Annotated in this window: 16 protein-coding genes; 7 read left to right on the top strand and 9 right to left on the bottom strand. The window is 68.1% G+C overall.

Translation table 11 applies throughout. From position 1 onward, the window contains the following. The first annotated feature begins 257 nt into the window (after positions 1–257). The 3 genes from VBO01S_RS06125 (at position 258) to VBO01S_RS06115 (ending at position 3,554) form a co-directional block, all read left to right on the top strand. Complete coding sequence (locus VBO01S_RS06125; RefSeq protein ID WP_062471967.1) at positions 258–722, top strand: hypothetical protein; 465 nt, start codon at positions 258–260, stop codon at positions 720–722. Between the two features lie 134 nt (positions 723–856). Then, on the top strand, positions 857–2,917 hold the full coding sequence (gene fusA, locus VBO01S_RS06120; protein ID WP_062471964.1) for an elongation factor G: 2,061 nt from the start codon (positions 857–859) through the stop codon (positions 2,915–2,917). Between the two features lie 73 nt (positions 2,918–2,990). Further along, the gene (locus tag VBO01S_RS06115) at positions 2,991–3,554 is read left to right on the top strand and encodes a hypothetical protein (RefSeq protein ID WP_255221056.1); all 564 of its coding nucleotides are present in this window, start codon (positions 2,991–2,993) and stop codon (positions 3,552–3,554) included. Between the two features lie 13 nt (positions 3,555–3,567). On the opposite strand, the gene VBO01S_RS06110 is transcribed toward VBO01S_RS06115, so the two are convergent. The 7 genes from VBO01S_RS06110 to VBO01S_RS06080 all read right to left on the bottom strand — a co-directional run bounded on the left by VBO01S_RS06110 (position 3,568) and on the right by VBO01S_RS06080 (position 14,764). Next, positions 3,568–5,955, bottom strand: a complete 2,388-nt coding sequence (locus tag VBO01S_RS06110; protein ID WP_062471958.1) for a DNA polymerase II — start codon at positions 5,953–5,955, stop codon at positions 3,568–3,570. A 127-nt stretch (positions 5,956–6,082) separates the two neighbouring features. Further along, positions 6,083–8,059 carry a penicillin-binding protein 2 gene (gene mrdA, locus VBO01S_RS06105; RefSeq protein WP_062471956.1) on the bottom strand — a complete coding sequence of 659 codons (1,977 nt, stop codon included), beginning with the start codon at positions 8,057–8,059 and terminating at the stop codon, positions 6,083–6,085. 96 nt (positions 8,060–8,155) lie between these two features. Next, positions 8,156–9,268 (bottom strand): DUF3800 domain-containing protein, encoded by a 1,113-nt coding sequence (locus VBO01S_RS06100; protein WP_062471953.1) that lies wholly within the window; start codon positions 9,266–9,268, stop codon positions 8,156–8,158. Positions 9,269–9,302: 34 nt separating this feature from the next. Next, positions 9,303–10,511 carry a branched-chain amino acid ABC transporter substrate-binding protein gene (locus VBO01S_RS06095; RefSeq protein ID WP_062472045.1) on the bottom strand — a complete coding sequence of 403 codons (1,209 nt, stop codon included), beginning with the start codon at positions 10,509–10,511 and terminating at the stop codon, positions 9,303–9,305. 67 nt (positions 10,512–10,578) lie between these two features. Then, a complete protein-coding gene (locus VBO01S_RS06090; RefSeq protein ID WP_062471949.1) occupies positions 10,579–11,340 on the bottom strand; it encodes an SDR family NAD(P)-dependent oxidoreductase in 762 nt (253 codons plus the stop codon). Continuing rightward, positions 11,337–12,899 carry a class I adenylate-forming enzyme family protein gene (locus tag VBO01S_RS06085; RefSeq protein ID WP_062471946.1) on the bottom strand — a complete coding sequence of 521 codons (1,563 nt, stop codon included), beginning with the start codon at positions 12,897–12,899 and terminating at the stop codon, positions 11,337–11,339. Before VBO01S_RS06085 ends, VBO01S_RS06090 begins: the two co-directional genes overlap by 4 nt. A 101-nt stretch (positions 12,900–13,000) precedes the next feature. Further along, positions 13,001–14,764 (bottom strand): acyl-CoA dehydrogenase C-terminal domain-containing protein, encoded by a 1,764-nt coding sequence (locus VBO01S_RS06080; protein ID WP_062471941.1) that lies wholly within the window; start codon positions 14,762–14,764, stop codon positions 13,001–13,003. Positions 14,765–14,998: 234 nt separating this feature from the next. On the opposite strand from VBO01S_RS06080, the gene VBO01S_RS06075 reads away from it, so the two are divergent. After that, positions 14,999–15,649 (top strand): TetR/AcrR family transcriptional regulator, encoded by a 651-nt coding sequence (locus tag VBO01S_RS06075; protein WP_218005382.1) that lies wholly within the window; start codon positions 14,999–15,001, stop codon positions 15,647–15,649. Between the two features lie 134 nt (positions 15,650–15,783). On the opposite strand, the gene VBO01S_RS06070 is transcribed toward VBO01S_RS06075, so the two are convergent. Together VBO01S_RS06070 and VBO01S_RS06065 are read right to left on the bottom strand one after the other, a co-directional pair. Then, on the bottom strand, positions 15,784–16,806 hold the full coding sequence (locus VBO01S_RS06070) for a hypothetical protein (RefSeq protein WP_062471938.1): 1,023 nt from the start codon (positions 16,804–16,806) through the stop codon (positions 15,784–15,786). Positions 16,807–16,867: 61 nt separating this feature from the next. Continuing rightward, the gene (locus tag VBO01S_RS06065; RefSeq protein ID WP_062472042.1) at positions 16,868–18,208 is read right to left on the bottom strand and encodes a UDP-glucose dehydrogenase family protein; all 1,341 of its coding nucleotides are present in this window, start codon (positions 18,206–18,208) and stop codon (positions 16,868–16,870) included. 96 nt (positions 18,209–18,304) lie between these two features. Between VBO01S_RS06065 and VBO01S_RS06060 the strand changes: the two genes are divergently transcribed. From VBO01S_RS06060 to VBO01S_RS06050, 3 genes are read left to right on the top strand one after another with little or no spacing between them, the layout of a single operon-like run. Continuing rightward, positions 18,305–19,336 carry a glycosyltransferase family 2 protein gene (locus VBO01S_RS06060; RefSeq protein WP_082818004.1) on the top strand — a complete coding sequence of 344 codons (1,032 nt, stop codon included), beginning with the start codon at positions 18,305–18,307 and terminating at the stop codon, positions 19,334–19,336. After that, positions 19,333–20,331: a hypothetical protein gene (locus VBO01S_RS06055; protein ID WP_062471935.1), complete on the top strand. Its 999-nt coding sequence runs from the start codon at positions 19,333–19,335 to the stop codon at positions 20,329–20,331. Before VBO01S_RS06060 ends, VBO01S_RS06055 begins: the two co-directional genes overlap by 4 nt. Beyond that, complete coding sequence (locus VBO01S_RS06050) at positions 20,321–21,082, top strand: hypothetical protein (RefSeq protein WP_062471934.1); 762 nt, start codon at positions 20,321–20,323, stop codon at positions 21,080–21,082. Before VBO01S_RS06055 ends, VBO01S_RS06050 begins: the two co-directional genes overlap by 11 nt. Position 21,083 lies beyond the last annotated feature (1 nt).

Below are 21,083 nucleotides of genomic sequence, written 5' to 3'. Positions count from 1 at the left end.
GCCGGCCGCGCGCGGCGCGTGGTCGTGCGCCCTTCTTGGCTCGCCTCCGGTGACGCTGGGCATCGCGTGCCACATCGTCGCGAGGCAGCCCACCTTTCCATTCGCCTACACCGAAAACCCGGGATAAAACCCACCTTCATCGGTCACACTGGCGACATCGACAAAAGAATGCGCGAGTTGTCGCGACATACTGCACGAATGCAAAAAAATCACATGGAAACGAGCCGCCCCACGATGCGCTCGTTCCGCAGCCAGCCATGACGGAGTTGAGGGTCAGCTGGGAGCACACGTTCCCCGACGACGGGACGAAGCTGGTCATCCATTCGAACTGGGTTTCCAACACCCCCGCCACGCAGGCCTACCTCGAGGCCCTGGTCGCGCGGGTCGGGCAGATGGACCCGGCGCCTCACTGCGTTTTCGAGAAACGCCAGGCCGTTCCTTCGCGCTCGTTGCCGCCGGACCTCGGTACCTTCACCTCGGCCGAGTTCTGGCAGGTGGCCGAGCTGCTGCACCTGCAGGCCACCCCGTCCCTCGCCGCCGCGCGGCTGGTGCTGGTCGAGGGCATGCGCCCGGCCAAGGCGGCGAGGCAGCTCAACACGAGCCCGCAGGCGTTGACGAACACGCTGCGAAAGATCCGCACGGAGCGCGCGACCTCGTCGCGGCTGGGCAGGTTGCCCGCCGACCGGCCGCCATCCGAAGGCACCGCGCCGCAGGAGCCCTGAGCGGCTGACCGGCGCGCCCTCCCCGGCTTGCATCGGCACGGTCAATCCCGTACGCTGCCCCGGCGTCGATGCGCAGCACCCGAGCCCTTGCGGGCCGCCGGGCCGGCCTTGCGGACGCGCAAAGGAGTCCCGCCATGCCAAGCCGATCGAACGGCCTCGCGGCCGAAATGGAAGCAGTGCGAACGCTGGCGCTGGTGGGCGCGGCGGCCGCTGGCAAGACCTCCCTGGCCGAGGCCCTGTTGTTCAAGGCGGGCGCCGTCGGCGCGTGCGGCAGCGTCGAGCGCGGCAGCACCGTCAGCGACCACGACCCGCTCGAGCGCCGCATGCTGCATTCGCTCAACGCCTCGGTGATGCACCTCACGCACGCCGCCACGCGCATCCACCTCATCGACACGCCCGGCGGCCCCGACTTTCTCGGCCAGAGCCTGCCGGCGCTGGAGGCGGTCGAAACGGTGGCGGTGGTCATCAATGCCGCCACCGGCATCGAGCCGATGGCGGTGCGCATGATGGACTACGCGGCCTCGCGCCACCTGGCCCGCATGATCATCGTCAACAAGATCGACTCGCAGGGCGTCTCGCTGGCGGGCCTGCTGGCCGACATCCAGGCCACCTTCGGCCGCGAATGCCTGCCGCTGAACGTGCCCGACGGGGTCAACCGGCAGGTGATCGACTGCTTCTTCAACCGCTTCGGACGCTCCGACTTCGGCCCCGTCGAAGCAGCGCACCGTGCGCTGGTGGAACAGGTGGTCGAGGTCGACGCGGCCTTCGTCGATCGCTACCTCGAAGAAGGCGACGTGGACCCGTCGGAGCTGCACGCGCCGCTGGAGCAGGCGCTGCGCGAAGGTCATCTGATTCCGGTGTGCTTCACCTCGTCGCGCAGCGGCGCCGGCGTGGCCGAGCTGCTGGACGTGATCGTCAAGCTCCTGCCCGACCCGACCGAGGCCAACCCGCCGGAGTTCCTCGTCGGCGAGGGCGCGCAGGCCCAGCCCATGCAGCCCCGGCCCGACCCGTCGCTGCACGTGCTGGCGCATGTGTTCAAGGTCACGATCGACCCCTATGTCGGCAAGATGGGCATCTTCCGCGTGCACCAGGGCACGGTCACGCGCGACAGCCTTCTCTACATCGGCGACGGCCGCAAGCCGTTCAAGGTCGGGCACCTGTTCATGCTCCAGGGCAAGGACCATGTCGAGGTGTCGCACGCGGTGCCGGGCGACATCGTGGCGGTGGCCAAGGTCGACGAGATCCATTTCGATGCCGTGCTGCACGACGCGGCCGAAGACAGCCATGTGCATCTCGCGCCGCTGCCGTTCCCGGTGCCGGTGTACGGCCTGGCCGTGGAGCCCAAGCGCCACGGCGACGAGCAGCGCGCCTGGGAAATCCTCGGCAAGCTCGCGGCCGAAGACCCGTGCCTGCGCATCGAACATGTGGCCGCGACCAACGAGACGGTGCTCTACGGCCTCGGCGAGCTGCACCTGCGCCTCGTGCTCGAGCGCCTGCGCGAGGTGTACCGCTTCGAGGTCCAGACGCGGCCGCCACGCATCGCCTACCGCGAGACCGTGACCGCGCCGGCCGAGGGCCACCACCGCCACAAGAAGCAGACCGGCGGCGCCGGCCAGTTCGCCGAAGTCTTCCTGCGCATCGAACCGCTGGCGCGCGGCGCGGGTTTCGAGTTCGCGGACGAAGTCCGGGGCGGCGCCATTCCGAACCAGTTCATCCCCGCGGTCGAGAAAGGCGTGCGCGAGGTGCTGGCCTACGGCGCGATCGCCGGCTACCCCGTGGTCGACGTGCGCGTGGTGGTCTACGACGGCAAGCACCACAGCGTGGACAGCAAGGACATCGCCTTCGCGACCGCCGGCCGCAAGGCCTTCATGGCGGCGATCCGCGAGGCGCAACCGGCCGTGCTCGAGCCGATCGTGCAGATCGAGATCGCCGTGCCCGAACATTCGGTCGGCGACGTCACGAGCGACCTGTCGTCGCGGCGCGGCCTGGTCACCGGCACGTCGGGCCTGGGGGCCGGCACGGTGGCCATCGGCGGACAGGTGCCCGAGGTCGAGCTGGCCAACTACCAGTCGCGCCTCAATGCGATGACCAGCGGCCAGGGGCGCTACACCATCGCGCTGTCGCATTACGAGGCCGTGCCGCCGACCGTGCAGCGCACGCTGATGGGGCAGTACCGGGTGCGCGACGACGACTAGAAGCCCACCGGGAGCATGACGCTGCCATGGCCTAATGGTCGGCATCCGTCATTCGTCCCGCACGGGCTCCCCGATGAAGAAACTGCTGCCACTGGTCCTGTCCACCCTGTTCGCCCTGCCCGCTTCCCAGGCCCACGCCGCACCGCGCCAGCCGTACACCCCGAACCAGGCGCGGGCGCTGCTCGCGCAACTCGGTGCGCACGTGATGGTCATCAATTCCGACCAGACGCTGATCCGGAAAAAGCCGGCGAGCGCGTTCGACGTGCTGACTTACTACCCACTGCCCAAGGCCAAGGTCGACGAATACAAGCGCAACGGCCACATCGTCAACACGAACAACGACATCGCCGACGTCGCCACCTACCGGATCAAGGACTACGTGCTGACGAACGAGAAGAACGAAAAGCTGCGCCTGAAGGACGACGGCGGTGCGCCGTCGCTGCAGGACTTTTCGCTCTGGACCTACGACAACGCCCTGAGCAGCCAGCGGGGCTTCTACGTGAAGCTGGACAAGCCCTTCGAGCGCGTCAAAGGGCACCTCACGGTGGTGTTCGAGATGCCCGGGAACCTCCGGCACGAGACGCGGGTGCCGGTCGACCTGTCCATCACGGACAAGGACCCGCGACCCGGCACCTGATCCTGCGGTCGCTTCACGGCGATCCTGGCTCGAAGAGCTCGCGCTGCGACGTCGTCAAGGCCGCGAAGCTGTCTCCCATGGGCTGAAGAATGGCGTCGGCGATCGGCTGCAGTTGCCGGGTGAGGTAGTGCTCGTAGTCGATGCGCGAATGGCGGGTTTCCAGCGGCTCCGGCCCGTTGCGGGTCATGACGTACTGGATCCAGCCGCCCTTCTGGTACTGCTGGGTCCGGCCGACCCGGACGTTGTGCTCGTCGGCGATGCGCGCGGCCCGCACCTGCGGCGGCACGTTGACCAGGTAGTCGTCGAGCCGGTGGCGCAGGCGCTTGCGGTAGATGAGCAGGTCGTCCTTGGCGCCCGCCAGCGTCGCCTTCGCATAGTCGGTCACGAAGGCCTTGTAGGGCTCACCCTGGAAGATGCGTGACAGCAGGCCCTCCTGGAACTGGCGCGCCAGCGGGGTCCAGTCGCTGCGCGCCATCTCGAGGCCGCGATACACCATCTCCTCGTTGCCCGCGGTATCCACGCTGAGTCCGGCGTAGCGCTTCTTGCTGCCCACCTCCGAGCCGCGGATGGTGGGCATGAAGAACTTCTTGTAGTGCGTGTCGACCTCGATCTCGAGAAAGCTCTGCAGGCCCTGTTCCTCGCGCAGCGTGCGCGCCCACCAGTCGTTGATGTCGCCCGCCAAGCGAGCCGCGACGGCATGCGCCTCCTCGTTGGTATGGGTGCGCCGGAGCCAGATGAAGATCGAGTCGGTGTCGCCATAGATCGCCTCGTAGCCCCGCTGCTCCACGAACTCGCGCGTGAGCTTCATCATCTCGTGCCCGCGCAGGGTCACGGCGGACACCAGCTTCGGGTTGAAGAAGCGGCACTCGGACGCGCCCAGCACGCCGGCGAATGAGTTCATGAGCAGCTTCAGCGCCTGCGACAGCGGCTCGTTCTTCGCCCGCTTGGCTTCGTCCCGCGCGTGCCACAGCGTGGTCACGATCTGCGGCAGGCAGTGCCTGTCGCGCGAGAAGACGGTCTCCTGCGGTCCGTGGATGAGCCCGGTCGCATCGGCGGCGTTCAAACCTTCGACGAGGCCCACCGGATCGACCAGGAAGGTGCGGATGATCGAGGGGTAGAGGCTCTTGTAGTCCAGCACCACGACGGAGTCGTAGAAGCCCGGCTTCGAGTCCATCACGTAGCCGCCCGGATAGGCCTTGCTCGCGATCTCGCCCACGTTCGGCGCCACGTAGCCCAGGCGGTGCATCCGCGGCAGGTAGTGGTGGCTGAACGCGGCAATGGAGCCGCCGAAGTGGTCGGCCTGCAGGCCGGTGACCTGGGCACGCTCCATCATGAACTGCAACAGCTTCGCCTTGTCGAAGATGCGCAGGACCAGCTCGCAGTCGCGGATGTTGTACAGCGCGAGCGCGGGCTTGTCGTGCTGGTAGCGCCGCTCGATCTCCGCCATCTTGTCGTACTCGTCGCCGATGGCCTTGCCTTCGCCCAGCAGCGTCTGCGAGACGTTCTCGAGGCTGAACGACGGAAAGCTCCACACCGCGGCCCGGAGCGCCTCGATGCCATCGAGGACGATCCGCCCCGGCGTGGGCGCGAACAGGTAGCCCTGCTTGCCCGGGTGCGTGCGCCACTCGATGGGCCGGCGCTCCCGCCCCAGCAGCAGCGGCACACCGCAGTCGTTGGCGGTCTTCTGCAGCACGCGCAGGTCGAACTGGACCACGTTCCAGCCGATGAGGACATCGGGATCGTTGCGCTCGAACCAGTCGTTGAGCTGCTCGATCATCGCCTTGCGGGTCGGGCAGTAGACGAGCGAGAAATCCATGGGGTCGCCCGGCTCAGGCGACGGATCGCCGAGCATGAAGACGACGCGCTCCGCCGTGCCGTCCAGCGCAATGGAGTAGAGCCCTTCATGCTGGCTCGTCTCGATGTCCAGCGACACGACCTTGAGCACCGGCCGGAATTCGGGCGCGGGGCTGAGCTTGCAGTCGACGAGCGTGCCGTGCTCCGCCCGCCCTCCTTCCACCCGCACGCCAGCGGTGATGAAGCGCTCCATCAGGTAGCGGTCGTGCGGGCGCACGTCGGCTTCGAGCAAGGGAATGCCCTGCGCCTGCAGGGCGCGCGCCAACCGGCCGATCTGGCGGAAGTGCGTCGCATAGACGCCGAGGACGGCTTCCTGCTGGAAACTCTGGAGCTCGAGCTCACGCAACTGCACGCCCGGCAGGGCCGCGAGGTGGGCTTCCACAGCCGCCCTGTGCCGGGAGGCGACGAAAGCGACGCTGCTGCGGGAAGTCAGCACCACTTTCCTCGGCCCCGCCTCGGTGGCCAGCCAGTACTCGATCTCCGTGCCGGTCGGTGCATCACGCCAGTGGCGCGTGAGGATGAAGCCCTGGAGGTCGGTGGAGGTCACGGGCGTTCGAAGATCGGGTCGAGGGAGAAGGCGGACTTGGGATCAGGAGATTTTCGCCCGGCCGCGTGCGAGCTGCAGCCGGCGTGGTGGCTTGCCATCCGCAAGGGGGCGCATCCGCCCCGCCCCCTCAAAGCACCCCAGCCTCATCCCCCTGCGCACCATCGTCCAGCACCGGCACCTCGCTGGCCACCAGCGGTTGGCCGATGGGCGCGCCGGCCTTCCCCACCTGGACCGCCGCCATGTCGGCGTCGTTCGGGTACTGCCCCGCAATCCAGTAGTCGAACACCCGCCGGACGATCGGCGCCGCGTGCGCCGCGCCGAAGCCCGCGTTCTCGACGATCGCGGCCACCGCGATGGTCGGGTCTTCGGCCGGGGCGAACGCCATGTACAGCGCGTGGTCGCGCTGGCGCGCCTCCAGGGCCTTGCCGCTCGCGCGCGCCTTCGCGCTCAGGCCCACGGCCTGCGAGGTGCCGGTCTTGCCGGCCGAGGTGTACGCGGCGCCCGCGAACACGCGCGTGCCGGTGCCGCCCTTGGTGACCGCCACCATCGCGTCGCGCACCACCTCGACGTGCTTGCGCGCATAGCCCAGGTCCTGGGCCGGCGGTTGGACCTGCCGCACCACCTCGCCGGTCGCCGTGTCGCGGATGGCCCGCACCAGGTGCGGCTGGTAGCGCACGCCGCCGTTGGCCAGCGTGGCGTTGGCCGAGGCCAGCTGTAGCATCGTGAAGCTGTTGTAGCCCTGGCCGATGCCCAGCGAAATCGTCTCGCCCGGGTGCCAGGTCTTCATGTCGGCGCGCCGGTAGGCCGCGCGCTTCCACGCCCTGCTGGGCAGCACGCCGCGCGACTCGCCCTGCAGGTCGATGCCGGTGAACTGCCCGAAGCCCAGGGGCGCCATGAAGTCGTGGATCAGGTCCACGCCCATCTCGGCGGCCAGCGAATAGAAATACGTGTTGCTTGAAAACTGGATGGCGCGGTGCATGTCGACACCGCCAAGCCCGCCCCGGTGGCTGCGGAAGGTGCGCCCGCCGAAGTTGTAGAAGCCCGGGTCGTTCTCCACCTTGTCGGCGCTGCGCTTGCCGGTCTGCAGCGCCGCCATCGCCATGAAGGGCTTGTAGGTGGAGCCCGGCGGGTAGGTGCCGCGCAGCGCGCGGTTCAGCAGCGGGTTGTCGGGCGACTCGGTCAGCGCCTTCCAGTTCTCGGTGTCGATGCCCTCGACGAACAGGTTGGGGTCGAACGTGGGCTTGCTCACGAAGGCCAGCACCTCGCCGGTCTTGGGGTCGATGGCGACCAGCGCGCCCCGGCGCTCGCCGAACATGTCTTCCACGAGCTTCTGCAGCTTGATGTCGAGCGACAGCATCACCGTCTGCCCCGGCCTGGCGGGATGGCGCGACAGGCGGCGCACCGCGTGCCCGCCGGCCGAGGTTTCCATCTGCTCCACGCCGGTCTGGCCGTGCAGCGCCTTTTCGTAGCTCTGCTCGATGCCGACCTTGCCGATGTAGTCGGTGCCCCGGTAGTTGGCGCGCTCGTCTTCCTCCCAGTCGTCCATCGCGGTCTTCTCGCGCTGGTTGATGCGCCCGATGTAGCCGATCACGTGCGCGCCCACCTCGCCGTGCGGGTAGGTGCGAAACAGCCGCGCCCTGATTTCCACGCCGGGGAAGCGGTAGCGCTGCGCCGCGAAGCGCGCCACCTCTTCATCGCTCAGGCGGGTGCGGATGGGCAGGGAGTCGAAGCTGCGCGAATCCTCGCGCAGGCGCTGGAAGCGGCGGCGGTCCCTGGGCGTCACTTCGAGCAGCTCGCCCAGCTCGTCGACGACCGTGGCGATGTCGCCCACCTTCGACGGCGTGATCTCCAGCGTGTAGGCGGCGTAGTTGGACGCCAGCACTACGCCGTTGCGGTCCAGGATCTGCCCGCGGTTGGGAACCACGGGGACGATCGCGGTGCGATTGCTCTCGGCCCGGTCCGCCAGCGTTTCATGGCGCACCACCTGCAGGTAGACCAGCCGCGCGCCGATCAGTCCGAATCCGAACAGCACCGCGCAACCGACCACCACCACACGGCGGCGAAAAAGAGCGAGCTCGGCGGCGGCATTGCGGATTTCATTCATCGGGCGAAACGGGTGGAAAGAAGCGGAGAAGCCAGATAGGAGGCCCTGCCCGCCCGAAGGTTCCGCGTCGGCGGTCGACGAAACACGATCGTCCGCTCAGGCCCACGCCTCTTCGGCACCGATGCGAACCTGGCGGGTCGGCACCACCTGCTTGAGGCCGTACCCCGTGCGCTCGTCGCCTTCGGAGATCAGCCGCATCATGGCCTCGCGCAGTTCGGGACACACGCCTGTGCCTGCGTGCAGGTCACGAAAGAACCGCATCGTGGCGCCCGCCACCACCTCGGCCATCTGCACGCCGGCAGCTTCGTGCGACTGCCTGAAGTCGAGGGCGGCCACTTCTTCGAAGCGGTGGTCGGAGGGGGACGTGCACAGCAGTTCCATCGCACGGTCCGGCCCTTCGGCGGCGGACTTTCCCTGCCCCAGGATGCGCTGCACCTCGAAATTCTGGTCGTGCACCAGTCGGACATCGGCCAGGCAGTGCCGGTAGTAGAGGTGGATCCGGGCGTAGATGCGCATGAACGACGTCAGGTTCGGCAGCGTCCAGGCCTGCGTCGACGACGTGTTGAGCTCGGGCGGCGGAAGAAACTCCAGCCAGGGCTGATGCTGGGCCTCGCTCAGCGCGTGGTACTCGGTGTTCGCCGCTTCGACGATGCGGCCGAACCCCTTGGCGATCTGCGCCGCGGCCTCTTCCTCCTCCTCGGCGGTGTGCGTGGCCAGGTCGCGCAGGCTGGCAAACGATGCGTGAAGTGTTCCAGCCTCGGGCGTCAGGCAGGACGCGACGAAGCTGTCCAGCACCTGCGCATCGGCATGGACGTGCAGGAAATCCGCGACGGCGTTCCTGAGGAATTCGAGCCGCATCGACTCGGGGTAGCCGAGGCAGGACGGCAACAGCTGGAACGACGTGATGCAGCTGCAGATGAAGTAGCGCTTGTCGACCAGCTCCACAAAAAGCGGGGCCCGCCGGTCGAGCAAGGCGTGGATCACGGCCGCGGAGAACTCCGGCCTGGATGCCAGCGATCCGGCACCGGGTTCGCCCGAGGGAATGCGATGGCGATCGCGCAACGCCTGGAGGCGTTCGTCCCACTCCTCCTCGTCCTGAAGCCCGACGCCCGCCAATGCGAAGTAGGGTTGCCGCTTGAAGTCGTAGCCCGTGCCGCTGTCGACCATGTCGCCGCTGTGGCCGCTTTCGTCGATGTAGATGGTCGTCATGGTGCCGGGGCCAACGCCTCGCGCCGTCGTGCGGTCACAGGGGCCTCTTCATGCGGCAGGTCGTGGGCTGCTCGGCCGCCTTGGCGTCCACGCTCGCGATCTGCTTCCAGCCGAACCCGGTGCCTTCCTGGTCGTAGCGGACGGCCGAGCCATCGACCTTCTCCCAGCTCTGGACGAACATCGCCTGCTGGGCCTGGTGGTCGGACTTGCGCAGCACCACAGGGCCGTTGATGCCCTCGAAGCGCAAGCCCTCGAGCTGGGCGGCCACCTTCGCCGGTTCGGCGGACTTCGCGCCGCGGATGGCGCCGGACAGCGCGACGACGGCGTTGTAGCCCATGCCGTTGATGAAGTCCTCGCCGAACTGCTTCTTGAAGTTGCCGAGCACGGCCGAGCTCTTCGCACCGGGGTCGTTGGGGTTGAAGGTCGAGACCAGCTTGACGCGGCCCTCGCCCGTCGCACCGATGGTGCCGGGCACGCCGTAGTTGCTGCCGTTGAAGGTGTAGAAGTCGACCTTCAACCCGAAGTCGTTGGCCGCGCGCACGATGAGCGCCAGGTCGGAGCCCGAGCTGGCCGTGATCACCGCGTCGGCGCCGGACTGGCGGATCTTGGCCATGTAGGGCGCGAAGTCCTTCACCTGCGCGGTCGGATGCAGGTCGTCGCCCACGATCTCGATGTCGGCGCGCTTGCGCGCGAGCGACTCGCGCGATGCGCGCGCCGTGTCCTGCCCGTAGGCGTAGTTGGGATTGAGCAGGTGGACCTTGCGGATGTCCTTGCGGCCGGCCAGGTAGGTGGTGAGCGCATCGACCTTCATGTCCGAGTGGGCGTCGGTGCGGAAGTGCCAGTAGCTGCACTTCTCGTTCGTGAGCACCGGCGCCTGCGACGCGTAGTTCAGGAACACGATCTCCTTGCCCGGATTGCGGGCGTTGTGCTTGTCGATGGCCTCGCCCAGCGCGATGCCCACGCTGGACGAACTCGCGCCCTGGACCACATAGCGGATGTCCTTGGCCACGACCGTGCCGAGCAGCGCCACGGCCTCCTGCGGCGACAGCTTGTTGTCGAAGGGAACGATCTCGAACTGGTAGGGCCCCGCCCACTTCTCCTCGTTCGCGACCCGCGCCGCGTACTGGAAGCTCTTCAACACGTTCTGTCCCAGTCCGGCCATCGGGCCCGACAGCATGTCGAGCGTGGCGATCTTCACGGTCTGCACGGGTTGGGCGCTGGCGGCCAGGGCGATGCACAGCATCGGCGCGGCGATGGTCTTTGTCAGGCTCACGGTAAGTCTCCTCGTGTGGATGTCGATCGATGGGTGTTCAGACGATGACGGCGCCGCCGTCGGCGACGAGCGTCTGGCCGGTCACGAACGCGGCTGCGGGCGATGCCAGGAAGGCGATGGCGCCGGCGATCTCCTGCGGCTGCCCGACGCGCCGCAACGGCAATTTCTTCTGCGTGAACGACTGGATCTCGGGGTCCGCGAGCAGCATGCCGGCCATCTTGGTGTCGATCAGGCCCGGGGCGATGCAGTTGACGCGAATGCCCTGCGGGCCCCACTCGACCGCCAGGTCGCGGGCCAGTTGCATGTCGCCGGCCTTGGACAATCCGTAGGCGCCGATCGTCGAAGAGCCCTGCAGGCCCGCGATGGACGAGACGATCACGATGGCGCCGCTGCCCCTGGCCTGCATGTCGGGCCGAACGAGGTTGGCCAGCCAGAGATTGCTCAGCACGTTGTTGCGCACGATCTTCATGAACATCTCGTCCGCGATCTCGGCCAGCGGCCCGTAGTGCGGGTTGGTGGCCGCATTGCAGACCAGGATGTCGATGGCGCCGAAGCGCTCGCGCACCTGCGCCACCATCGCGCGCAGCTCCTCGGGCTGCGAGATGCTGGCCTGGCAGGCGAAGGCCTGCCCACCTTGCGCCCGGATGCCCTCGGCCACTTCCTCGCAGGCCTCGAGCCGCCGGCTGGAGACACAGACTTTGGCCCCGAGCAGCGCCAGGTGCTCGGCGGTGGCGCGGCCGATGCCGCGGCTGGCACCGGTCACGACGGCGACTTTTCCGTTCAGGTCGAACAGGTTCATGCGTGGATATCCTTGAAAGTGGAAAGAAGAGAGGAAGCCGGTGCGCCGATGTCTTGTCGCAGCAGGTGCTTTTGCAACTTGCCCGACGGCGTGCGCGGCAGCGTGTCGGCGACGACGTAGTCGCGCGGGATCTTGTAGCGGGCCAGCTTGTCAGCCAGGAAGGCCTTGAGCGCCTCCGCGTCCGGCTGTCGGCCGGGCCGGGGCACGACGACCGCCACCACGGTTTCGCCCCAGTCCGGGTGCGGGCGGCCGATGACGGCCACGTCGGCGAGATCGGGATGCGGCGACAGCGCGTCTTCCACTTCCTTGGAGTACACGTTCTCGCCGCCGGTGGTGATCAGGTCCTTGAGCCGGTCCACCACGTAGTAGTAGCCGTCCTCGTCGACCCGGGCCAGGTCGCCGCTTCGGTACCAGCCGTCGGGCGTGTAGGCGGCGCGCGTGGCCTCGGCATCGTTCAGGTAGCCGCGCATGGCGGCTTCGCTGCGCAGCTGGATCTCGCCGACCTGGCCCGCGGGCGTCGCGCTGCCGTCCTCAGCAACCACGCGCACCTGCACGCCTGGCAGGCTGGAGCGGCCGATCGACCCGGCCTTGCGCAGCGCGTCCTCGGGGAACAGCGCGGTGCCCAGCGGGCCCATCTCGGTCATGCCGTAGACCTGCATGAACTGCGTCGTGCGATAGCGCTGCATGAGCCGCTTCGCCATGTCCTCGCCCAGCGGACCGCCGCCGTAGATCCACAGCCGCATCGAGCCCAGGTCGTGACTGTCGAAGTCGGCGAGTTCGAGCGGCGCGAGCAAGGCGATGGGCGCGCCGAAGGTCAGCGTGACGCGGTGCCGCGCGATCGCTTCCAGGAATCCGCGCGACGCGTACTCGCGCAGGAAGACCAGCGTGCCGCCCATCAGCAGCGTTCCGAAGGTCCAGCTGTTGAGCGGCGCCGCATGCCAGATCGGCATCGCGATGAGCATCCGGTCGTTGTGCGTCATCGACAGGGCCGCCGCGCAGACCAGCGCCGTGGTGAAGACCGCGCGGTGGCTGTGCAGGCATCCCTTGGGCTGGCCGGTGGTGCCCGAGGTGTAGAGCACCTGCGCCAGCGCATCGTCATCGACCAGCGCAGGCAGCTCGCCCGCTTCCGTGCGCTGCACCAGCGTGTCGAAGTGATCGAAGCCGACGTCCACCGCGCCGGCCATGTCGCCGGTGCCCAGCAGGCAGGCCTCGGTCTCGATGCGTTGCGCCACGCCCAGGGCGACGTCGATGATGCAGAGCCTGGCGTCGCTGTGGCGCAGGATGAACTCGACCTCGGGCTTTTGCAGCTTGTGGTTGACCGGCACGATGACCGCGCCCAGGCGCAGCGCGCCCAGCACGCCGATGAGAAAGTACGGCGTGTTGAAGCACATGAGGGCCACACGGTCGCCCTGCCCCACGCCCCGGTCGCGCAGCACCTGCGCGGCGCGGCGGCTGAGCGCCTGGATCTGCGCGTAGCTGAAGGCTTCGTCGCCGTAGTGCAGCAGCGTCTTCGTCGGCCAGCGCGACGCGCTCTCGTCGAACATCGAGATCAGGTTCATGGATTTTTTTCCGGTTGGATGCAGGACCGGGCAGCGCGATGCCGCCGGGCTTCGCATCCCGTGTTGCTCTGGGCGCAGCCGGGAGCGGCTGCGCGGTGGGATCAGAAGAAGTCGGCGTCCAGCGCCATCACGGCGTCGTCGTCCTGCGCGGCCACCAGCAAGTGCTGCTCGACCTCGGGAAACAGGTGCGCGAAATAGAAGCGGGCCGTGGCCACCTTGGCGACGTCGAAGCCATCGGACTGCCGCGCGTCGATCCTGCGCTGCGCGATCGAGGCCATGCCGATCCACTGCCACGCGAGGGCCAGCACACCGACGATGCGCAGGCAGCTGTGGCCGGACGCGCCGACCTGGTCGGGGTGCGACGGTGCCCGAGCGATCAGGTGCCGGGCCAGCGCCTCGAGGCGCGCGCACAGCGTCCGCGTCTGCGCCACCCAGGGCTGCAGCACCGGGTGCGCCTCGTGCTTCTCGAGCACCTGGTGCACCACGTCCAGGAACCGGCGCAGCCTGGCGCCCCCGTCGCCGAGGATCTTGCGACCGAGCAGGTCCTGACCCTGGATGCCGTTGGCCCCTTCGTAGATCTGCCCCACGCGCACGTCGCGGAGGTACTGATGAACGCCGCTGTCGTCCAGGTAGCCCCAGCCGCCCATGACCTGCTGTGCCAGGGTGGTGCTGGCGTAGCCGTTGTCCGTCGCGAAGGCCTTGAGCACCGGCGTGAGCAGCGAGACGAGCTCGTCGGCCTCGCGGCGCACCGAGGGCTCGGGGTGGAGCTTCGAGCGATCGACCTGCAACGCCAACCAGTAGGCCAGCGCGCGCGCGCCTTCCGTCCAGGCCTTCTGCACCAGCAGCATGCGGCGCACATCGGCATGCACGATCAACGGATCGGCGGCAGGCTGCGGCTCGGGCCTGCGCGCCCCGCCGAAGCCGCGTCCCTGCAGCCGCGTGCGGGCGTGATCGCGCGCCAGCTGGTAGGCCGCCTCGGCCTGGTTCACGCCCTGCATGCCCGTGGCCAGGCGGGCGATGTTCATCATCACGAACATGGCCGCCAGGCCGTTGCCGGCGGTGTTCAGCAATTCGCCGCGCGCACCGTCGAGCCGCAACCAGCAGGTCGGCGTGCCGCGGATGCCCATCTTGTCCTCGAGCCCTTCGCAGCGCACACCGTTGCGCTCGGCCGCGCCGGGCAGGTGCCGCGGCACGATGAACAGCGAAAGCCCCCGCGCGCCCTCGGGCGCACCCGCGATCCGGGCCAGCACGAGGTGGACGATGTTGTCGGCCAGATCGTGCTCGGCGGCCGTGACCATGCGCTTGAGGCCCGTGAGGCGATAGCTGCCGTCCGGCTGGGGAACGGCCACCGTGCGCAGCAGGCCCACGTCGGTGCCGGCCTCGCGCTCGGTGATGCACATGCTGCTGGTCCACGCGCCGCTGGCCAGGTGGGGCAGGTACGCCGCCTGCTGCGCGGCCGTGCCGTTGGCCCGGATGCATTCGTAGCCGCCGCGCGAGATGCTGTGGTACATCAGCCAGGAATGGTTGGCCGAGCCGATCAGCTCCGTCACCAGATGGGTCAGCACCGTCGGCCACGCGCGGCCGCCGTGTTCTAGCGCCGCGCCCAGGCCGGCCCAGCCCTTGCCCCGGAACATGTCGTAAGCGGCCTTGAAGCCGCCGGGGGTGGCCACTTCGCCATCGCGCCAGGTGCAGCCTTCGCGGTCCGCGCTCTGGTTGAGCGGTGCGAGCACCTCTTCGGCGAAGGCCGCCACGTCCGTCATCAGCACGTCGATGTCTTCGCGGGCGATGGCGCCGGACAGGTGAAGCGCCTTCAGTTCTCCGTCGATGCCGAGAAAATCGTTCAGGACGAAGCGCAGTTCGCGCAATGGAGCTTTGTAGGACGCAGGAAGTGACATGCAAGAATGACGAGTGCGCGCGTTGGCCTTGGGTTGAAGTGAGGTTCGGGGCTCGCGGCCACCGGCTGCCTTGGGTTGGAAGAAGTCTAGGAAATCGACCGGGCAGGCATGTTCAGTTTTCGGGACGCGCCCCGAGGCGTTGATTTCCCTCTGCAACGAGGCCCTCCTCCTTGCGTGCGCCGTCCCGGTGTTCGCTTTTCAGCCATGACGACCGCCCTCAAACCCCGACGCAAGCCCTCCCAGTCACGCGCATGGATGACGTCCATCGCCATCCAGGACGCCTTCGTGCTCCTGCTGCTGGAAAAGGGCTACGAGAAGACGTCGATGCGCGACATCGCCAACGTGGCCGGCGTGAGCGTCGGCAGCGTCTACCAGTACTTCCCCGGCAAGGAAGCGGTCGCGGCCATGACCGTGCGCACCTGGGTGCGCAAGCTCTCGACCGCGCTGTCGAGCGCGGTGGACGACGTCGTCCAGGCGGAAGGCCAACGCACGCTGCGCGAGATCACGCGTCTGCTGGCGCAGACACAGGTGCACACGATGCTGGAGGGCGGCGGGCGCTGGCGGGTGCTGAGCTCCATCGAGCGCCGTGTCTCGCCGCAGCTCGTCTACAACCGCCTGTACCAGCACAACGTCAACCTCTTCGGCAAGGCGCTGACGAGCGCGGTGGACTGGCCCGAAGGGCTGCACGATGCCCGCGTGGCCTTCGGCGCCTACACCGTCGTCGATGCGCTGGTGAAGCAGACGCTGCTGGTGAGTGCCGCCCTGCCGAGCGCGGATGTCATGGTGGAGGAGGTGCTGCTGGCGTTGGACGGGTACCTGCACGCCGTGCGCCAAAGCAACGCGCGCCGAGAATGAGCGCAGGCCCGAATATGCGAGTGGGGATGCCCAAGCCGGTCAGTGCGGCCCTGCTCATGCAGGTCATTTCCGAATTGACGAGTACAGACATCACCTCGCAGTTCAATGCGACGACGACGCCAAGGGTCGCGATGTCACCGCCACCATCCGCCATCGTCCCACAGGCCTGAATCCTCGATCGCCTGTCGCGCGAGCTTGTGCTCGCGGGCGCTTTTCAACCCCACCATCAGGCGCCTCAGAGGGCCGGGCTGACTCAGGAGACTCTGGATGTCACCGTGCGCCAGCGCTGGCATCTGAAACATGGCCAGGCTTTCGAGCGCCGGTGCAGAGGCCACCCACCTCAGGTCCTTCAGCCCCACGTTGTTGAGGACGATCAGCGCCAGACCCTTGAGCGCAGCCAACGAGGGCAAGCTGGCAAGGTGTGACTGATCTTGCGCGGTCAACCTTTGCAGCGTCTCCAGTTGGCTGACGACCGACAGGTCCGACAAATCCTTGATCCGCAACAGTGCCAGGTGTCTCAGGGCGTTCAGGCCCGCAAGCGTGTCCAGGTTCTGCGCGCTTCCGAATCCCAGTTGAAGCGTATGCAGGTGGGGCAGATGCCGTAGAAAGACCAGGTTCGACAGAGGCATCCCCATGAGGGACACCTCATTCAAGGTCGACAGCTTTCCAATCACCTCGAGGCCTCGCGTGTGGCCAGCAACAACGAGTTGTCTCAGATGGGAAAAGCGCTCCAGCCCGAAAAGGTCGGTCTTCTTCGTTTTCGTCTTGCCGATTCTGAGTCTTTGCAGGTCCGTGGGCACTGCGTTCAGCACATTCAGTGAATCTGCTTCGTACACATCAAAGACGAACTCCTTCAGCTTCGGCAAGGCCTCTACGGCATGCGCATTGCTGACCCGGGTGAGGCAGTCAAGGCTCAACCTTTCGACATGGGGCATGAGCCTCAGACAAGAAAGATCGCACACGCGTGCGTAGCTTCCATACATCCGCCATGTGATGTCCGGCCGATGCCTGAAGAGATCTTCGTTCAGGATTTCCAGCAGCGAAGGCGGTACCTCCTGTGCGGCGGCAAATTGCAGGATGGACAGCTCGCCGTTTGCGGCCAGTTGCCGGACCTGTTTTCTTGTCCAATCAAGCTTCAGTTCGATGCGTTCCGACATGGGGTTGACGTTTTCAATGGATCAAAAGCCGGCGAATGACCGGCATGCTGCTGACGACGATTCAGCGCCGCACTGACCGGCCGCGCCCGATGCCGTAGTACGCGATGCCGGCGGCTTCGACTTCGGCGGCGTCGTAGAGGTTGCGGCCGTCGAAGATCGCGGGCGCCTTCAATGTGCGGGCGATGCGCGCCAGGTCGGGGCGGCGGAACACGGGCCATTCGGTCACGAGCGCCAGCACGTCGGCACCCTGCAATGCGTCTTCGGGCGTGTCGCACCAGCGCACGTCGCCGCGCTCGCCGACGATGGCGCGCGCATTCGGCATCGCCGCCGGGTCGTGCACCTGCACATGCGCGCCCGCCGCCCACAGGCGCTCCAGCAACACGAAGCTCGGCGCATCGCGCATGTCGTCGGTGTCGGGCTTGAAGGCCAGGCCCCAAAGCGCGATGGTCTTGTTCGCGATGCGGCCTTCGAAGTGATGCGTCATCAGGTCGAAGAGGCGCCCCTTCTGCTCGTGGTTCGCGGTCTCGACGGCCGCGAGGAGGCGCAGCGGCTGCCCTTCGCGATCGGCCGCATGCCGCAGCGCCCGCACATCCTTCGCCAGGCACGAACCACCATAGCCCACGCCCGCTTGCAGGAAGTCGGGGCCGATGCGCCGGTCCGAACCGATGCCGCGGCGCACCATCTCGATGTCGGCGCCCGCATGCTCGGCCACGCGCGCCATCTCGTTCATGAAGCTGATGCGGGTCGCGAGCATCGCGTTGGCGGCGTACTTGGTGAGCTCAGCGGAGCGCCGGTCCATCACCAGCAGCTGCTTCGTCGGGTCGCGCACGAAGGGTTCGTAGAGCCGTGTCAGCAGGTCGATGGCCGCGGGGTCGGTCGCACCGATCACCACGCGGTCAGGCTGGCGGCAATCGCGCACGGCCGAGCCCTCGCGCAGGAACTCGGGGTTCACGGCCACCGTGATCCGATGGGCCGCACCGCGCTGCGAAAGCGCTGCGCGCAGCACGGCCTCGACCTGCTCCGCGGTGCCGACCGGCGCGGTGGACTTGCAGGCGACCACCGCATCGCGGTCCCGGTGCTGCCCGATGCTGCGAGCCACGGCCATCACATGCCGCAGGTCGACATCGCCTTGCGCGTCTGCCGGCGTGTTGACCACGATGAAGAGCACGTCGCCATGCAGGCTCGCCGCGCGCTCGTCGGCCGTGAAGCGCAGCTTTCCCGTCGAGAGGCCTGCGGACACCAGCGCCTCCAGCCCCGGCTCGTGCAGCGGCATCCGGCCCTGCTGCAGCCCCTCGATGCGGCCGACATCGGCATCCGCGCACAGCACCTCGTGCCCCGCTTCGGCCATGCAGGCGGCGAAGCTGAGGCCCACATAACCGGCGCCGAAGATGGCGAGCCTCATGCGCAAGCCCCTCCCTCAAGGCACTGGCAGCCGCGGCGGTTGTGAGATAAAAGCAGGATGCAAGCCTTCAAAACAATGTCCCGACAGGAAAATTCGATGATGCCCGATCACGTTGCCGCGCGTTGCGCGCTGGTCCTGGAGACCAACAACCTGCGCGGCGGAGCGGATGCCGAAGCCGCCGCAAGCACCAGCCTGCAGCGCCTGGTCGCCCTGTTGGCCAAGCAGAAGCTGCCGCTCACGGCCCTGGCCCAGGTGGTCATCACGCACGACGGCCTGAGCGCCGCATCGTGCGAAGCCGTCACGGCGCTGGCGGGCCGCCCCATCGATTTCGTGCGCATCGACGCCGCCACCGGCTACTACGACGCCAAGAACGTCGGCTTTGCGGCCACCGATGCGGCGCGCTGCGACCATGTGGTGTTCGCCGATGCCGATTGCCTGCCCGACGACGACTGGCTGCTGCAGATGCTCACGCCCTTCACGCGCGGCGCCGATGCGCCCGCGGTGGTCGCCGGCCGCACGAGCTACGCGGCCAGCATCGTGGGCACCGCGCTCACGACCATCGACTTCATGTATTTTCCCAACGCCGACCACGCGGGCGCGACGAGCAACTTCTACGCGAACAACGTGGCCTTTCGCCGCGACGTGTTCGAGCAGCACAGCTACCAGGCGCTCGACGGCGTCTACCGCGCGCACTGCCAGGTGCTGGGCATGCGGCTGAAGGCGGCCAACGTCCCCATTCACTACGCGGCCGCGGCCCACACCGAGCACCGCCTGCCCGACACGCGCGCCGAAGCGCTCAAGCTGCGCTGGATGCGCGGGCAGGACACCTATTCGCTCACGCCGCATCTGCTGCGCAGCTACGTGTCGGCGCGCTGGCAGTGGCTTGCGAAGAGCGGGCCGATCGGGCCGCTGTGCGTGCTGTTCACGCGGCTGGGCTTCAGCGTGCGCGCTCTCAACCACCAGGACCTGCCGCCCCTGCGCGGCCTGCGCTGGCTCGCGGGCGTGGCGCTGATCGTGGGTTTCTCGGCCATCGACATGCTCGGCGCCTTCGCGCGCGGCATCGGCCTGCACACGACGGGCCGCACGAACGCGGACGCGCAGGCGCTTTCGTACCATCGCCCGACATGAACAAGAAAGACATCCTCGGCCTTCTGGTGCTGGCCGGTGCATGCGCCGCGGCGGGCGCCGCCGACTTCACCGGGCGCGGCGTCTTCAACTTCAAGTCCGACAGCGGCTGCCCCTTCTCCGCGCTCGCAGGCCCTGCGAACGAGTGCAACCGCCTCGCGCTCGACGATGCCAACACGCGCGCCGCACTCGACAGCGCGGCGCACACCCTGCGCTTTGCGAACCCGCGCACCTACGGCCGCAAGACCGTCGTGGGCGACGTGCTGCTGCAAGGCTCCGGCCAGTCGCGCCACAGTGGCCAGCGCGTGCCGCTGACCTTCCATGCGCTGCTGAGCCGCTCGGGCAACGACTGGTCGGTGAGCAGCCATGCGCACTCGCCCGTCGGCGGCGAGTTCAGCGACATCCGCATCGACCCGTACCAGGTCGTGGTGGTCGAAGGCGGCGCCGAGCGCGTGGTGTTCACGCCGACGCAAATCGCCGAGACGCTCTCCAGGCCCTCGATCGCCGCGCGGCTCGCCAACGAATTCGTGCAGGTGCGGGACAACCGCAAAGGCGGCGCCACCGATGCGGACATCACCGTCGGCCTGGGGTTGGGCCGCGCCTCCAAGTCGGTGGCGCGCGCGCATTTCCACGCGCCGGGGGCCAAGGGCAGCGAGCTGTCCGAAGCGATGCGTCAGGGCGACTGGTCGCTCGAGCTGCAGGCGCTGAGCGGACAGATTCCGCGCCAGGTGGTGCAGCGCGACCTGTTCCTCTATGGCCTCGAATCGCAGTCGCTGCTGCTGCCGCTGATGCAGCGCGGCTTCCACAAAAACGAGAAGCTGGTGCTCGGTGCCGCGGGCGGCAAGGGCTACGTGCGCTACGACGGTCAGCAGCGCGAGTTCGCCGGTGCCGATGCATCGGCGCGCGCCTTTCTTCAAGGCAGCTTCATCGGCCTCGTGCTCGGTTGGCAGCAACAGCAGCCACAGACCCCGGTGGCAAAAAAAGCCGATGGACGCTGACACCGCCCCGGCGAACGCGGCATTCGACTGCCTCTCGCCGCCGCAACTGCGTGGCTGGCCGGCGCTGCAGGCCCGGCTGGTGCATCACATCAAGCGCGCCGCATTGCGCCAGATGCATGCGAGCCGCGCCGGCGAAGTGATGCTGCTGCGCCTTTATCTGATCGGCGAGGAATCGTCCGAGCAGGCGCTGCAGCGCGAGCTGCGCACCAGCGCGCCCGAGTGGCTCACACGCCAGCTCGACCAGCACCTGGCCGACGAGCAACTGCATGCGCGGCTTTTTGCCGACGCCATCGTCGCGCGCGGCGGCACGGCGCAGGCGGCTGCATCGCCGGAAGCAGCGCCGAAGCCCGACTGGCTGAGCCAGCGCAAGCTCGCGCGCTGGCAGCGCCTGATCCAGCGCCATGCACCGCACTTCGCGCACGGCGGCCTCGTGCCGGCCTATGCGATCGGCCTCGCCGCCGAGCAGATGGCCTCGCGCATCCTGCAGCGCCACTGCGCGCTGATCGGCCCGCGGCATGCGCTGCATCCGTTGCTCACGCGCGTGCTGGCCGACGAAGACCGCCACATCCGCCTGTGCAGCCACACGCTGCAGCGCTGCGTGGCGCCGCACGAAGAGGCACGGCTCGCACAGCTGATGCGCGAGGTGCGCGACACCGAGCGCGGCTTCGGCATCACCGGCGCGCTGGGCATGTACCTCGCGGGCGTGGCCTTGCGCCTGCGCCCCGGCCGTGCGCGGCCGGTGGCGGCCTGAG

This window comes from Variovorax boronicumulans NBRC 103145 (assembly GCF_001591345.1).
Lineage (GTDB): Bacteria > Pseudomonadota > Gammaproteobacteria > Burkholderiales > Burkholderiaceae_C > Variovorax > Variovorax boronicumulans.
The sequence above is the reverse complement of the archived record's forward strand: the minus strand, read 5'-3'. Positions and strand labels throughout refer to the sequence as shown.